Below are 16,062 nucleotides of genomic sequence, written 5' to 3'. Positions count from 1 at the left end.
GATTTTTTCTTACTATTTGATTATTTTAAGCGCGACAGGATAAATTTTTTCTACCCACATATTGTACATTTTTGCAGAAGGATGTAAACCATCATTTGCAACAAGTGAAGCATCTTTTTTTCTTGATAAAGGAGTAATATCAATGTAGTGGCAGCGCCTTTTTTTAGTTTCTTTGGCATTTATGTTGTTAAAAATATCGATTTGCTGTCCTATTTGCTTTGAAGACCTTTTGTCTTTTTTTGCAAATGGAGTAATCCCCCAATCAGGAATAGAGACAACAATTACTTTTTTAGGGTCTTTACCCGCAAAGTTAATGGCCTGCTCTAAAAGCCAAATAAACTCTTTTCTATATTTCTTTTCACTTTGTCCTCTATATTGATTGTTTACACCAATTGAAAGGCTTACCATATCAAAGTTTTTTTGTATATTTTTCTTATAAATTACCTGCGCCAGTTCATCTGTAGTCCAACCTGTTTGAGCAATAATTTGAACATCGATGTTAATCTGAGATTTTTTCAAAGCTTGTTGCAATTGAATCGGCCACGAATTTTCTTCTACACATTCGCCAATTGTGTACGAATCACCCAAAGCTAAAAAATTTTTCATAATCATACCCCTCACACCCAAATCAAAACATCATTTTCCTTGACTTTTTTGTTATATACTTATATCTTAACAATTATTTTATAATGAATCTAAATTTTTTTCTAAAGAAAAGATATTCGTTGTGAAGTACGAGACTACTTCCATTAATTAAGATCTTTTCTACAAAATGTTTAGAGCTAGGGGGATCGCTAAAATAGAGTATCCTAGTTACACTAAAATTTTGTACTTAGCTAAGTATTATGAATGTGATATAGTTAGTTTGTAATAACAACACTACAATACAGCATGGAAACACATCCCTTAATTCAACTGTTACAAGTAAAGGTTTTCGTATGAAGCTATTTATCATTTGTACAGCACTACTATTTATTATTTCTTGTGGCAGTAGTATTAGTGAACAAACAGTCAACCTAAAAAGCACTCAATCACAAGATCGAGTTTTAGCAATAGAGTGGCTACACAATAATGTTGAAAATGACAGCACTATAAAAAAAATGCTAGAAGAAGCTCTGACAAGAGATAGCAGTCCAGTTGTGCGTTCCACGGCAATACGACTAATGGTTAAATCCAAAGATCGTTCATTTTTACCCCTTATAGTAAAAGCACTCGACGACAAGAATCACCTCGTTCGAATGGAAGCCGCGCAATCTGTGGGATCTTTCTTTGGCTACGAATATCAAAATCTTTTAGGTGAGAAATTACAAACAGAAGAAGATGTTTGGGTAAAACTGAAGATCATAAAATCCTTGCGTTATTTAAGAGCAAAAAATGTAGTATCCCCTCTTATTGCAATGCTTAAAGATGAGAACCCTTCTGTTAGACATCAAGCTCTTGCTGCACTAGAAAAATTTACAAAAGCCAAACTGGGGTTTAAACACGAAGCGTGGGATGAATGGTATAAAAAGCAAAAACCCGAAGAAGACGCAAACGACCTTGAAAAAGAGGAAGAAAAAGACATAGACGCCCCAAAAGAAAATGCAAACGACCTTGAAAAAAACATAAATAATCCTAAAGAAAACGAAGACAAAAAGAAATCATAACAAACACTAAGAAACAATTTTAGGAAATCCATGAAGAAACGTTTGGGATTTTTATTACGCCTTAGCATTACATTCCTAATCATATTTTACATTATCAACTACATGATTGTATTTGACGATATTGTCTATCTTGATAATGGAAAAAGTGTTCGCGGCAATATAAGTCATATTACAAGCTCTACATGTTTTATAAACATTCATGGCAACAAGCAACAAATTCCATTTGCTCAAATTGATTTAACTAAGGGTATTGAATATGGTTTTTATTCTGTAGTTAGTAACTTAGATTTAACTATCTACTTTTTGTTTTGTTTGTTTTTATTTTGCAACATACTCCTCACTTCTTGGCGCATTCTCTTAATATTAAAACCTCAAAATATCACCCTCTCTTATTGGCAAATGACAAAAATTAATTTTATCTCTACCTTTTTTGGGAATTTCTTACCCGGTTTTACTGGCGGAGACGCTTTAAAAATATACTACCTTGCCAAAAAAAGTTCCCTAGTACTTAAACCTTTAGCTCTTGTTTTGTTTGATAGAGTTATAGGCTTAATGGCTCTTATTCTCGTCGCTACAACAGTTACTATATTCCAAATCCATACACCAGTAGTAAAGAGCTTTGCGCCTTTTATATTTACTTTATTTGGCGGAGTTGTTTTTGGATGTTTAGTTTTATTTTTTCTTCCATTGCAATTTTTACAGAGAAAACACTCTCTGCTGGATCAAATAATTGAAATTATTTTTGTTTTTCGTCAAAAACCAATTGTTTTTTTTCAAGCAGCTGCAATATCAATACTTGTACACTGCTCAACAAATATTTCGGTTTACGGCTTTGCACAAGCTTTACACATCGATTTGCCTATATACATCTTTTTCGTATTTGTACCAATTAGTTTTATTGTTATGATGTTACCAATTTCTTTGGCAGGCTGGGGTGTTGGTGAAGCAACATACAGTTATTTATTTAGTTATGTAGGAATTGCGAAAACAAAAGCTGTAACCCTTAGTGTATTAACAAAATTTGGGCAAATGCTTGTAGGAATTATTGGGGCAATGATTTGGATTGTTGACAAGGATATTCGTCATAAAAAAGACTAGTTCTATTGTATAAAAAAAACAATATGACTTAACTAGGAAAAATTAGGAAACCATTCAGGTTTCTTAAATTCATTATCAAAGCGAGTATTTCCACCTGTACAAAGACGTGTTGCAAGCCTTTCATCACAAGACAAACCTCTTTCTTTATGTTTTTCGACTGTTTTTTGCACATCATAACCTACTTGTCGATACTCTATATAGCTTTTGTAGTCAATTGTTATATAAAGTGCATACCTAGCATTTGGATTATTATCTCTTGGCTGTCCAACTGAACCAGCATTGATAATCATAGTTGGAAATGGATCATTTACTTCTAAGCGATATGATTTCGACGATTTTCCTGGAGGTAACATTACCTTTTGCGCAGGGGGTAGAAAATAATGACCATCGTTACCAAATAAACTAATTGGATGCCAATCTTTTCCCGCCGAATATTTTGAGTAGATTGCTGGAATATGAGAATGTCCAACAAAAACAATTTTTCGATTCTCGAAATTTTCGCCGGCATTTTTGGTTTTTAGATAATCCCATTTTTCGGGAGCGGGATTTATTGTACTATGAACAAGCCAAAAACGTCCAATTTTCTTTATAAGTTCTTTTTGACATAGTCCTCGTATGTAGTTAGCTTCGTCTGTTCCCTGCATTTGTTCGATAGTCCATTCCATGACTTCTTTTGCAGAAGAACTAAAACTACTAAGGTCTTGATCGCAAACACCATAGTCGTGATTTCCAGCGACGGTAGCAATGAGTTGTTTGGATTCGAGAAGAGTCATAAGGCGGCGAGTGCATGCCATGGGATCAGGCCCATAACCAACAATATCACCTAAACAATATATACTAGATACCTGTTGGCGCTTAATATCCTCTAGAATAGCTTCTAAAGCTTCTAAGTTACCGTGAATATCTGATATAAATGCAATTGCATGATAGTATGGTTTATTTGATGGCATAGAAGATCTCAAATAAGGAGGTGAGTATTGATGAACGGAGAGAGCGGGATTCGAACCCGCGGTAGCTCAAATAGTGCTACAGTAGATTAGCAATCTACCGCATTCGGCCACTCTGCCATCTCTCCATTTTTTTTATCGGAGACGGTAGGATTCGAACCCACGATCCCCTCTCGGGGATAACGGTTTTCAAGACCGCCGCATTCGGCCACTCTGCCACGTCTCCAATGCAATTGAAGTATAGTTTTTTTTTCCACAAAGTCAAGAAAAAATATAAAAAAAATAATCAACTAATTTATAATAGTCTAAGCTTTCGATGTTCTTTGACTTCAAAAGCCAAAAGAAAAACGATTTTTTAAAACTCTTTTACACTATTTTTATTAAATAGTTCAGTACCAATAATTCTTAGAGACACAGTAAAAAACAATCTACCATTTTACACCGCTTTTCATCTGCCAACATCGTTATTTTTCGTTTGCAGCATACTACTACACACGTTAAAAATGTTTAGCTAACGAATAAAATGTCTATGTAAAATTTGGTATATTATATCTTTGCCACTCAGTACTTTACTAGGACATGTTAGCATTTAGATTTTGTGCGACATGAGTTAACTTAGGAGGTAGCGAACCACTTTGGCAGCACAAAATTGTACTCCACAATTGAAAAATAACAAAGCTGATTTCGAAAATAACCAAATTATAAGGAAGACAAATGTCAACATGCCCTATATAATTAGGCAATACTAAGGCGTGTCATCATTCAAAATATTGTGTGTTTTTTCGAGCCCGAGCCCGTTTGCGATCCCGTTTGCGAGCCCGTTTCCGAAACTTTCACTAACAATTTATCAAAGAAGCAAAGTTTCTTTTTCCATCGCAAAAAACTAGTATTGAACCAATAAATCACTTTCTGTCGCTCTCAAAAAGTTTTCGGGCGCGGGCTCGCAAACGGGCTCGGGCTCAATACTACTGGCGTATCATTAAATGAATCCGTTATATTTTTATCTGTATTGAATGATGACACGCCCTAAATGGTTTACGGTTTGTGCTAGTTGAAAGTTTGCTATTTTTTTGCGTTCGATCCCGTTCCCGTATAAATACAACGTAACTTAAGCATTCTGGCAATAGTACAAAAAACATAATTGTATGTATTAAATAATTTTCAATTATTTTGGCGTAAGTTTGTACTTATGATTATTTGGTTGGTTGAATTTCTGGAAACGGGATCAGATTAGGAATCGTATTTTTATTTCAACTAGCACAAGTCGTATGATTAATATAGGGGTATGTCGACACGCCATAATTCATTTTCAAAAAGGATATACAAAATGTCTGATCAAAAACCAATACGTTGGTGGCCTTTGTGGTCTATACTCATTTTAGATATAGGTCTAATTTTGTGGATGCAATTTTTTCAAGAGACTCTTCAAAGTTTCTTAATGATGGCATCACAAATTTTGACTTTTCTACTTGCTTTTTTATGGTTAATGCTCTTATCGCGTTTGAAATTTAAAATACGCTTGTATTGGCTCGCCGGAATCCTTGTCACAATTGGCTTGTTTTTTGCTATTTTTCGCATAAAAGATATTAGTGGTGACCTTGTTCCTACTTTTACTTGGCGTTGGTCAGAAACAAAATATAGTTCAAAAATAACAAGAGGCGAAACAACATTAAACCAAGAAAAAGCCTCAGACTACACACAATACCTAGGACAAGGGCGTGATGGAATTGTTCATGGAATTAAACTTGAACGCGATTGGAAAAAAAATCCTCCTAAATTAGTCTGGCAAAGATCTGTAGGTTTAGGATGGTCAGCATTTGCTGTAAAAGGTAAATTCGCAGTAACACAAGAACAACACGATGAAAAAGAAATGGTTGTTTGTTATGAGTTAGACTCTGGTAAAGTAAAGTGGACTCACGAAGACACTGTTCGCCACACAACATCGCAAGGAGGTGTAGGACCGCGCGCAACACCTACTATAAATGATAAATTTGTATACACACTTGGCGCAACAGGCATACTCAATTGTTTACAACTCGACGATGGAAAAAAAATATGGTCAGTAGATGTTGTTGAAGTAAACGACGCAGAATTACCACAATGGGGAAAAAGCTGTTCGCCACTTGTTCTTAATAACCTAGTAGTGGTAAGTGCAGGTGGAACCAATAATAATTCTCTTGTTGCCTACGATAAAACCACTGGGAAATTCGTTTGGGGCGGAGGAACAGACAGCTCAAGCTATAGCTCTCCTGATATTTTTACAATACAAGGAGTTCAGCAAATACTTATCTTCAATCGCCATACAGTTGCTTCTCATAATCCCAAAAATGGCAATGTTTTATGGGAACACCCTTGGTCAAAAAGAGGTTCTGCAAATATCGCACAGCCGATTGTTGTGGGAAACCAAGTACTATTTGCTTCTAGCTATGGTATAGGCAGTAAACTATTTAATATTTCACTAAATGATAATAAGTTTACCGCTGAAATCGAGTGGAAAAGTAAACGCATGAAACCTAAATTTGCCAATATGATTTATCAGGATGGTTATGTATATGGTTTAGATTCAGGTGTATTAGGATGTATCGATTTCAAAACAGGAAAAAGAATGTGGCGTAATGGTCGTTATGGACACGGACAAGTAATACAAGTTGACGACTTATTCATTGTACATGCAGAGGCGGGTTATCTAGCTTTAGTAGAAGTCAATTCCAAAGAATTTAAAGAACTTTGTCAATTTCCAACACTAGAAGAGAAAAGTTGGAATCCACCAGCCCTTGCAGGAAACTATCTATTAGTACGTAATCATCGCAAGGCTGTTTGTTATGAACTTCCTATAAAATAAAGTTATTGAGAGCCGAGAAAAATTCTCGGCCCTCACTTATTGCTTTCATCAATACGTCTTGCTGCTTCAAGCAACAAAAACTGTAGATCGTGGGACATTGTTGTTTTAGATGATGTTTCATTGGGAATAAATTCAAAATTTCCAACGCGCCATTCCATAATTTTGAAAAATGCCTCTGGTCCTTCTAAATCTTCCACTTCACTATGAATAATCATCCCATTTACAAAAAATATACTAGCTGTATCATTATCTTCACTTAGCTCCATATGCCCATTTTTTTCTTCACCAGCTATCATTTGTAAAACGCTGCTTAGTTCTAAAATACCCAGGCTACCGCGTAATGTATCTCGAAATTTTTCCAACAATTCTTTTGTGTCAGCTTTTGTACTAACCGTTTTAAAAAAAGAGGATGACTTCATTGCCGCCTTTTTATCGGGATCTTCCATTTTGTAAAAAGAGATATCATTAGCACCTATATTAATAATATCTTGATCTTGCAATTGATATTCTTCAATCAACTCTTCATTAACGGTAACTCCATTATGGCTATTTAAATCGCGAACCGTATAACAACTCTTTTCATCGCACCACTTAATCACCGCATGTCGTCGAGAAACGTCATTTGAAGTTAAAATTAAATCATTCTCTGGTCCACGGCCAACATAAATTTCATTGTGTTTAGTTAAACGAATAGGAGGAAAAGGAAAGCACTCAATATAAATTCCAGGCGCATTTTTACGTTCAACTTTACGATCTGATCTACGCGAAACTACTTTTTCAATTAAGCTACTAACAGATCGCTTGTTTTTTTCTGTTGGTCGGTTACACGAACAATTTTCACCCGGCGATAATTCGCGGCCACAATTTGCGCATTTCATCCATTTTTCCTTTGGAAATTTATCTGATTGAACTGGGCACATACCCCAAGTAAGTTACAAATTTTTTCCCATAACTTACTTAATTTACTACAATTTATGATTATATCTAAGTCTGTTGTTTAGTTCAACCAAATTAGTTTTAGGGCGCATCCTAGCAAAAAATAGATGAAAATCGCAAGTTTTCTTACCTATTCTTTTAATTGAGCACTTACCATCCACTTAATGTTAAATTTATCGGTAAGCATTCCAAAGTAAGATCCCCAAAAAGTTTTGTTAAGTGGCATATCTATAGTACCATCTTCGGATAATGCATTGAATATTCTCACTGCCTCTTCCTCTAAATCAGTACTAATTGAAATCGAAAAATTATTTCCTTCAACAAACTGATCGGCTCCAGTGCGATCACTTCCCATTAAAATGGTTTCTTTACTGATAGGCAAAGAAATATGCATTATTTTTTCTTTATCTTCTTCAGAAACTTGACATTCGGCATTTTCCGGCATATCTTTAAATTTGCCCGCATAAGGAATCTCTCCCCCAAATATCGACTGATAAAAACTAAACGCTTCTTCGCAATTTCCATTGAATGTAAGATAAGGATTGATAGTTGTCATCTTGTACCTTTCATAATTTACCCATAACACCGCTCTTCGTACATCACAAAGTATTTGGCATTACAAAAATAATTTAATAAAAACATATTATCAAATTATGGGCAGAGATTACAACTATTAAATTACGGTTTTTGTACGGCAAAAAATATATTCTATAAAACAAGTGATTTTTCTTAAATTACTTAGAATACACCACTTCAAAAAACTCAGTAATAATTTGTTCTTCATCAAGATTATCAAGAACAAAGTATTTCTCGAAAAAACGACGATGCCCTTCGCGCCAATACTCAAGAGACAAATCTCCCTCACCTTCGGCAACAGCAATTCGTAAAGGAACATCCTTAAACAAATGAATCTCCACAGCCACAGTTCGCACAATACATTTGGGAATATTTTGCGCATTAAGAATAATCCAGTAATCACCAACTTTAGGAAGCGGATCTTCTGCTTCAACATAGTCGCGAACGAGACCACTACCTGCGGTTTTTTTTCCTTGTAAATAAAGAGACAAAAGTGAATCGGCAATTGTTTTGTCACCAGCCATTGCAGCATGAACAGAAACATCTGGATCTTGTTCACGTTTTCGACAATACGCTTGCCAATATTGTAAATGTTCGCCTTGTAATGAAGTTGTATCCATATAAAATTCCTTAACTAGTAATAACGTTACACGCGAAACTTGTTTCAACAATCATCTGCGCATCGCTTGTAAAAATCTGGACTTCTATTATTTCTGTAATACATAATAACACACGATAAACTTTTGTTTCTCTCTCTAAAAAATTCTTTTGTTGTTTTCAAAATCAAAATACCTTTATAGTTTTTGTATAGTCAAAGGTTATGGCTAAGGCGTGCTATTTAAGTGTTCAAAAAATGAACATACAATGAACATTTTGATTGACTTTGAATAATTGTTTATTAAAATTTAAAACACGAAAAGTTGTTAGTTATTACAAAAACAATTGAGATATTGCCAATTATGATAGCTATTAAAAAGGCTTACAAAATTAAAACAAACACACTCTCATAAAGGTAAAGTTATCAACCAAAAAACGAACAATAACAAAGACAAATATATTGCCTTCATGGTCCCTTTCATGCTCATTCTTTCGAGTACTATCATGGCTATGGCATGGCTTGGGCACTTAAAATACAAAGAAAACCTAAGTTTCTGGATCGCGACTTTAGTAGCTTGGCTAATTGTTTTACCGGAATATCTACTAAATATTTCCGCCATTCGCTGGGGAGTGAAAAAATATACTCCAAGTCAAATGGCAGCAATAAACCTCTCATCAGGAGTTGTTTTTATTGCTCTTGTGTCGCACTTTTTTCTAGGTGAAGCACTAACAACGAGAAAATATATTGGTTTTGCTTTCATGATAATGGCAATGATACTTATCACCGGTCCCAAGAAAATCAAAAAGCCAGAAAACACTAAAACTGTGGAGGGTAACTAAATGGCTATGTACCTAGTCCCCGTTCTTCTTTTTCTCTCTAGTTTCTTAATGGCCTTCGCTTGGTTAGGTCATATAAAGTTTAAAGAGAAATCTTTTTTCACTGCCCTTGTATTAAGCTGGCTTCTTGTTCTTCCCGAATATTTGCTAAATGTTTTCGCAATGCGCTGGGGAGTCGATTTTTATAAACCCAGCGAAATGGCCTCTATAAATCTCTGTACAGGAGTCATTTGCGTAGCCATTGTTTCAAAATACTTTCTTGGAGAAGTACTCAATACTTCCAAGACTTTGGGCTTTTTCCTCATGGCAGTGGGAATGGTATTAGTGGTTCTCTAAGTTTCTAATACTTAGAAATCACATCCCTTAACCACAAAATAACTTTCACTACCCTACTCCATTCATCTTACAAAACCTTCGGTTTCAATTTCTTGAAATCAAGTTACCACGAAACTTGTATCCGCAATGACGAATCAAATTAGATCCATCGTTTGTAAAAATATGGCTCTACTGCTCCTATAATAACACACTAAACTTTTGTTTCCTCCCATAGAAAACCCTTTTGTGCATTGATTTTTTCGATTTTTGCAACTAAGATACTTTATTTACTAGCTCTACTTTCTACTTACATATAACTATTTATTCTGTGGTCTAAATTATGAACTTTACAAAAAAAGCCATTCTATCTATAAAACGTTTTTATCAAAATTTAGCTATTGCCATTCCCAATTTCGTTATGGGAATGATCAACTCTTTATTTTATTTCTGGAAATCTCATTTACTTATAGGTGGAATTTTTAGTGTTCTTCTTTATCTTTCTCATTTCGATCCTTTTCTAGGATTAATATTAACGTCATTATTCTTAATAGTTTTAGCAACCTACAATATCCAATTGTTAAACAAACATTCTTCTCTAAGTCGACTTTTATCCAATACAATTGACTCAACGAAGCGTAAAGAATTACAAGATCAAGGAATATTTGGATTTAAACAGAACTGGTTTTCTTATCACTCTGTGTGGGTGAATATAATATTTATTTTGACTGCTAGCCTTGTTTTTCGAGGAATTGCGCTATCTTTTTCCGGTTGGTATAGTTACTCGAATACACCAGATATGACCTCGTGGATTGTTTTTGCACTTGACGATATCCTCTTAAAAGGAGTACTTACTTTTGATGTCATGGAAAAATTTCATTTGAACATAGTAAATATTCATGATGTTGGTCACGGTGCCAAAGCTCTTTCTATTTTCTTCCGTATCATAGTAGGCTTATTCTTTATCAAAATCATCGCAAACGAATTAATGTTCTATTTTACTGTTAGCAACCACATTACAGCGATGAAAAACATACATTCTTACAAAGAAAGAACAAATAACAAATCCTACTGTCTTCTTCAACAACTTGGTAAACTACCTGTACCTTCACTTATCAAAGGATTACATTCTAAGCATACAGGAACTCGTATAGGTTGCGCTTCCTTACTTGTTTTTCCGCAATCTCATAAGTATTTGGTCGCTTTTATCCGCCGGAATCCCGATGCCGAATCTCTCGCAAGCGCGTTAATTTCTCTTGCAAACTCAAAGTATTCTCGCCTTGAAGAACTTATACATTCGTCAATACCTCATCTTCATGCTGAACTAATAGACTACGTATTTATGACAATAGCCAATTCTCCTCATTATTTAGAGCCAAAAAACTTTTCTAGTTTCAGTAAACTCACCGATACTGTACCAGAAAAAGCATTACCAGCTCTATATTGTTATCTCGCCGCCATACATTCGGAAGAAAAGGATTCCTTTTTTCGCTCCCAATTGGACCCAACTAACCCTCAACTTTTTGGTTGCGTTGCTTTAGCTTTAGCCAATGTAAAAAATGCAGAATTTATCCCTCAATACTTCTTAGCAGCGGTTATAAGCACCGAATCCGTTGCAGAAAAAATTATAAACCGTTTGGGCAATTTTGACATTAAAAACGAAAGCCTAGAGTTAGTACAACATTTACGAAATCCTCTTCCTGAAGCTAGACAAGAAGCGTGCGAACAATTAGTAAATGATTACCCTGCTTTTATGGAAAAATTATTTCCTTATCTATTACTCAATGACCCAGAGCAAGATGTCAGAAGAAGTATTTTAGAGGGAATTGGTAGCCATGAAATGATCAGTTGTGCCCCTTCTTTACAACAAGCATTGAGAACAGGAAAAAATTCCGAAGAAACCCGTGCTCTTATTATTACAACCATAAGTGATATGGAACTAAAAGAGTATGGAGAGGACTTGCTACATACTCTAAATAAAGACGACAGTGCGTGGGTACGCAGTTCGGTAATCTATACAATGGTTTCCCTAGAACTAAAAGAGTATGGGGAAAATATAGCAAAAGCATTGATCGAAGACCCCGATGAAACTGTACGCGAAGCAGCAGCAGAAGCTATTGGTGATTTGGGTCTAAAACAGTACGGAGCTTCTCTGCTTCGCGCCTTGCAAGAGGACAAAAAAGAAACTCCACGCGAAAATGCAGTTCGAGCGATTGCAAAACTTGGTCTCAAGGAATACAGTAATGAGTTATTAAACCTCTTTAAATCAAAAGAAGATTTACGCTGTGCTGCCATTGAAGCCATTGGAAAACTAGGATCTCCGCAACACATAGAAAAAATTGTATCGGTAATGCTACATGATTCGATGTCTTTCGCTCGTTGTTCTGCGATAACAGCCTTAATAATGTTAGATAAAGATCACTCCGCGCTAGAACAAGCCCTCAATGATACAGATGAATCTGTACGCGATAGAGCCATACGAGCAATTACAGAAATAGAAGCAACTCAGTATAGTGAATCTCTAGTAAAGCTCTCTACTTCTGACCAAGATCAATATGTCCGAGAATCAGCTATCAAAGCAATTGGGGAACTCAACCTTACGAATTATACTGATCAAGTCGCAACAGCATTGTTAAAAGACCAAGCAGCCGATGTACGTAGTGCAGCAGTGACAGTGTTGAAAACATTTGGCCAAGATCATCCCGCTTTAGAACAAGCACTTAGTGATGCAGATGAATTTGTACGCATGGAAGCTATCGAAGCAATCACCGAAATACAAGCAACTCACTACAGCCAATCTTTAATAAAACTTGCGAATGACGAAAATGAAAGCGTACGTACGGCGGTTCTTGTGGCAATAGATACACTAGATTTACGACAATATATTTCTATCGTGAGAAATGCTGTTAATGACTTAGATGAGTATGTTCGCGAAGAAGCAACTACCATTTTAGAGAAGTGGGAACCAAATAAATAAAGGAGTTTTTTGTGTTAATACTGCGGTTCGTTCATTTTATTATGGGAATTATCACCAATTTTATTAGAGGAATGTTATTTTCTCTACTGCATTTTTGGCTGCGCCATCTACTTTTACTGGTTACTTTCTTTGCCATAGCCAAAGCTTTTACAATATCACCTTCCATCGGTTTTTCACTGTCTATTTTACTGGCAATAGTGTTATTATTTTATAATATTACTCTGCTAAATCGTTACAGTTCTCTAGCTCAATTGATGGATGGAACTATAGAAACACAAGAATTTGAAAAACTTAAAAAAGAAGGTCTTTTTAATAATAAACAAAATCTATTTTCTTACCACGCAGTGTGGATAAATATAGTATTTATCATGAATACAGGTTTCATTTTTTATGGCATTGCCGTAAATTTCCCACATTGGCAGTGGTATAGTTACCCAGATCAGCTGCCAAATCTAATGTCATGGATGATTTTTGCTATCGACGATGTTTTTCTAAAAGGTGCGATCACATTCGACATAATGGAAAAATACAATCTTCACATCAGTAGTATTATGGATCTTAGTAGCGGAGCAAAAACTTTATCTGTTATTTTTCGTTTAGTGGTCAACCTTTTCCTTATTAAAATTGTCATTGATGAAACTAATTTTTACTTTACGTTAAATGAACATGTAGACACTATGAAAGATATTTCCTGCTACAATAACAAGGATCAGAATACCTCTTATCAATTACTAGAAAAATTAGGCACACTTTCTCATTTTGCTTTGCTGCGCGGTTTAGAATCCCAAAAAAACGGAACTTTAATTGGCTGTACTTCCTTATTAGCCAAAAAATATAACAAAAAACTGGAAAACTTCATCGCTCGTAAATGCGATCAATCACACATGTCAGAACCTATTATGAGTGCACTGATTGCTTTAGCAAAATCGCAACATTCAGGTGTAGAAAAAATCATCGTCAAAGTATTAACAGAACACCACTCTCCTTCGACACCTGTTTTATTCAAAACATTAATATCATTACCCAACTATCATAAATCAGAAAATCTCCCTCTTTTTATTCCCCTTATTGACAAATTATCAGGAAAATCTCTACAAGAACTTTTTCTTTACCTTGCTGCTATAAACAACGAAAAAAAGCACACTCTTTTTCAAAAATATTTAGATCCGCATAATCCAGAGTTATTTAGCATAACAGCCTTGGTATTATCTCAGAGCGAAACGGACAAATTTTTAGCAGAATATTTACTGGCGATTGTCATTGGTTCTGAACAAATAGCGAAGAAAATTCTAAAAGCACTTCCAACCTTAGGTATAGCAGAGAAACACGTAAATTACCTAGAAAATTTACGCAGTCCTTTAACGGAAGTAAAACAAGAGGCATGCGAAATACTATCAAAAGCCTACGGAAAAACTGTAAGTCTAGTAATAACTCACTTACTTGCACATGACGAAAAAGTTGAAGTTAGAGAAAGAATCGCTGAGATTATCCAAGAAAAAAATTTAGTAGAGTGCATACCTCAATTAAAAGAAACTGTTTTGCAAGACCCACATCCAGATGTTCGTAGTGCTGCGGCCATATCTATCGGACAATTTCAACTCGCAGATCATAATCGCCTTCTCGTACGAGTGTTAGAGAAAGACAAAAGCAGTAAAGTGCGTGAATACGCGGCCTACGCACTAGGTCTTTCTGGGCTCAAATACTGTGGAGGACACTTAGCACAAGCATTACGCAAAGATCCTACACCTGAAGTTCGCACAAATGCTGTAGAAGCCATCGCGAAACTAGGACTAAAAGAGCACGCAAATGATATACTTTATGCTCTTTGTGAAGATGAAAATAATACTGTGCGCGAAGAAGCCATTTGGGCAATTGAAACTCTTCGCCTTGTAGAATACGGAGAACATTTAGCAAAAGTTTTACGCGAAGACACGAGCAGCGATATCCGCAGTAAAGCAGCCGAAACGATCGGTAAACTTGGCCTAAAACAATATACTTCAGAAATGCGAAACATCTTATCAGAAGATAAGAACAGCTTTGTTCGTAGTGCCGCAGCAGAAGCTTTAGGAAACTTAGGCGACGACCAAGCAAGTGAAGTATTGGGACAAGCTTTACAAGACCAAAGTGAACTCGTACGCCAAAAAGCAACGATAGCAGTAGGAAAATTGAAACTCACTCAATTTATACCGAAGTTAGCAGAGCTATTCCGTACAGACGGAAACGAAGCAGTGCAAGCAAACGCAATTAACGGCTTAGGTCGTATGGGAAACATCGAGCCCAAGTACCAAAGCTGTGTAGATGAAGCTCTGAAAAAGAATAACCTGAAGATGCGCAAAGAGGCAGTTGTTTCTATTGGTAAACTCAAACTGACAACTTACGTACAGCGACTGTCCAAACATTGTCAATTCGAAAAAGAGAACATCGCAGTTCGCGCGCAATGTTTATCTTCTTTAGCCATACTAAAAAACAATGCCGCAGAAAACTCCGATTTAGAACAATTACATATAGAATCAATAGTATGCACAAACCCGATACTACAAGCAACAAAAACAAATGCTATGGCATTAGAAAAAGGTAAACTTGATTTATCGGAAATACTACTTATCTGGGAAAAAACTCGCGTATCTTGGCCCAAAGATATGCTCAACTCTATCACCGATCTTGAACTAAAAAATATCGATGCGTGGAAAAAGTTTTGGAAGGACTACCAACTAGCTCAAAACCCTCCGTATTATGATTACTGTATGAGTTACCAAAAGTAAGTAATAAAAACGTCAGGTAATTGATAATTATAGAAGTACAACCCTTTTTTTCCAATGGTTTTAGCAAGAGTAACATTCATAATCGAAAAAATTATATAAAGAAATCATTAGAAAAAAACTAAAGGAAAAAAGATGAACGGAAAAATGCAAAAAATCAACTTCACAGAAAAGCTCAATAAATTTAATGAACTATGGACACCAAAAGTAATCGCTGAATTAAATAACTATCAATTCAAATTAGCCAAAATCCACGGAGAATTTGTGTGGCACTCTCACGACGATACCGACGAAGCATTTATAGTAATTCGCGGCAAAATGGCAATAGAATTTCGCGATCGTACGGTAAACTTAGAGGAAGGTGAAATGTTTATTGTACCAAAAGACGTAGAACATCGCCCTTATGCCGAAGAAGAATGCCATATAATGTTGATTGAACCACAAGGAGTAGTAAATACCGGAGAAAGCGCTGGTGAGCTAACAGCTCCTAATGACAATTGGGTTTAGGTTGGCCGGTTGGTTAGTTGGTTTATTT

At 35.6% G+C, this 16,062-nt stretch carries 13 protein-coding genes and 2 tRNA genes; 8 read left to right on the top strand and 7 right to left on the bottom strand.

Annotated features, from left to right (window positions below; translation table 11 throughout):
* Positions 1-12: 12 nt before the first annotated feature.
* Positions 13-606, bottom strand: coding sequence for an SGNH/GDSL hydrolase family protein (locus UABHE_RS31995; protein WP_372367509.1), 594 nt, complete (start codon positions 604-606; stop codon positions 13-15).
* A 332-nt stretch (positions 607-938) separates the two neighbouring features.
* On the opposite strand from UABHE_RS31995, the gene UABHE_RS31990 reads away from it, so the two are divergent.
* A complete protein-coding gene (locus UABHE_RS31990) occupies positions 939-1,646 on the top strand; it encodes a HEAT repeat domain-containing protein (protein WP_372367508.1) in 708 nt (235 codons plus the stop codon).
* Positions 1,647-1,676: 30 nt separating this feature from the next.
* Positions 1,677-2,744: a YbhN family protein gene (locus UABHE_RS31985; RefSeq protein WP_372367506.1), complete on the top strand. Its 1,068-nt coding sequence runs from the start codon at positions 1,677-1,679 to the stop codon at positions 2,742-2,744.
* Between the two features lie 32 nt (positions 2,745-2,776).
* Here UABHE_RS31985 and UABHE_RS31980 read toward each other — a convergent pair whose 3' ends face one another.
* The 3 genes from UABHE_RS31980 to UABHE_RS31970 form a co-directional block, all read right to left on the bottom strand.
* Positions 2,777-3,694, bottom strand: a complete 918-nt coding sequence (locus UABHE_RS31980; RefSeq protein WP_372367505.1) for a metallophosphoesterase — start codon at positions 3,692-3,694, stop codon at positions 2,777-2,779.
* Between the two features lie 35 nt (positions 3,695-3,729).
* Positions 3,730-3,819: transfer RNA gene (locus UABHE_RS31975), tRNA-Ser, on the bottom strand.
* 11 nt (positions 3,820-3,830) lie between these two features.
* Positions 3,831-3,917 (bottom strand) — tRNA-Ser (locus tag UABHE_RS31970).
* A 1,101-nt stretch (positions 3,918-5,018) separates the two neighbouring features.
* On the opposite strand from UABHE_RS31970, the gene UABHE_RS31965 reads away from it, so the two are divergent.
* Positions 5,019-6,533: a PQQ-binding-like beta-propeller repeat protein gene (locus UABHE_RS31965; RefSeq protein ID WP_372367504.1), complete on the top strand. Its 1,515-nt coding sequence runs from the start codon at positions 5,019-5,021 to the stop codon at positions 6,531-6,533.
* 32 nt (positions 6,534-6,565) lie between these two features.
* Here UABHE_RS31965 and UABHE_RS31960 read toward each other — a convergent pair whose 3' ends face one another.
* The 3 genes from UABHE_RS31960 to UABHE_RS31950 form a co-directional block, all read right to left on the bottom strand.
* Positions 6,566-7,411 carry a DUF4388 domain-containing protein gene (locus tag UABHE_RS31960; RefSeq protein WP_372367503.1) on the bottom strand — a complete coding sequence of 282 codons (846 nt, stop codon included), beginning with the start codon at positions 7,409-7,411 and terminating at the stop codon, positions 6,566-6,568.
* A 188-nt stretch (positions 7,412-7,599) separates the two neighbouring features.
* Complete coding sequence (locus UABHE_RS31955) at positions 7,600-8,025, bottom strand: VOC family protein (RefSeq protein WP_372367500.1); 426 nt, start codon at positions 8,023-8,025, stop codon at positions 7,600-7,602.
* Positions 8,026-8,203: 178 nt separating this feature from the next.
* Positions 8,204-8,665 (bottom strand): ASCH domain-containing protein, encoded by a 462-nt coding sequence (locus UABHE_RS31950; protein ID WP_372367498.1) that lies wholly within the window; start codon positions 8,663-8,665, stop codon positions 8,204-8,206.
* A 457-nt stretch (positions 8,666-9,122) separates the two neighbouring features.
* Here UABHE_RS31950 and UABHE_RS31945 point away from each other — a divergent pair, with 457 nt between their 5' ends.
* From UABHE_RS31945 to UABHE_RS31925, 5 genes are all read left to right on the top strand, one after another.
* Positions 9,123-9,482, top strand: coding sequence for a DMT family protein (locus tag UABHE_RS31945; protein ID WP_372367497.1), 360 nt, complete (start codon positions 9,123-9,125; stop codon positions 9,480-9,482).
* Entirely contained in the window at positions 9,483-9,815 is a 333-nt protein-coding gene (locus UABHE_RS31940) for a DMT family protein (RefSeq protein WP_372367495.1), read from the top strand. It abuts the gene before it with no gap.
* Positions 9,816-10,134: 319 nt separating this feature from the next.
* Complete coding sequence (locus UABHE_RS31935) at positions 10,135-12,768, top strand: HEAT repeat domain-containing protein (protein WP_372367493.1); 2,634 nt, start codon at positions 10,135-10,137, stop codon at positions 12,766-12,768.
* Positions 12,769-12,779: 11 nt separating this feature from the next.
* Positions 12,780-15,530 (top strand): HEAT repeat domain-containing protein, encoded by a 2,751-nt coding sequence (locus UABHE_RS31930; RefSeq protein ID WP_372367492.1) that lies wholly within the window; start codon positions 12,780-12,782, stop codon positions 15,528-15,530.
* 132 nt (positions 15,531-15,662) lie between these two features.
* Entirely contained in the window at positions 15,663-16,034 is a 372-nt protein-coding gene (locus tag UABHE_RS31925) for a cupin domain-containing protein (protein ID WP_372367491.1), read from the top strand.
* Positions 16,035-16,062 lie beyond the last annotated feature (28 nt).

This window comes from Candidatus Uabimicrobium helgolandensis, assembly GCF_041508025.1.
Lineage (GTDB): Bacteria > Planctomycetota > Uabimicrobiia > Uabimicrobiales > Uabimicrobiaceae > Uabimicrobium > Uabimicrobium helgolandensis.
The sequence above is the reverse complement of the archived record's forward strand: the minus strand, read 5'-3'. Positions and strand labels throughout refer to the sequence as shown.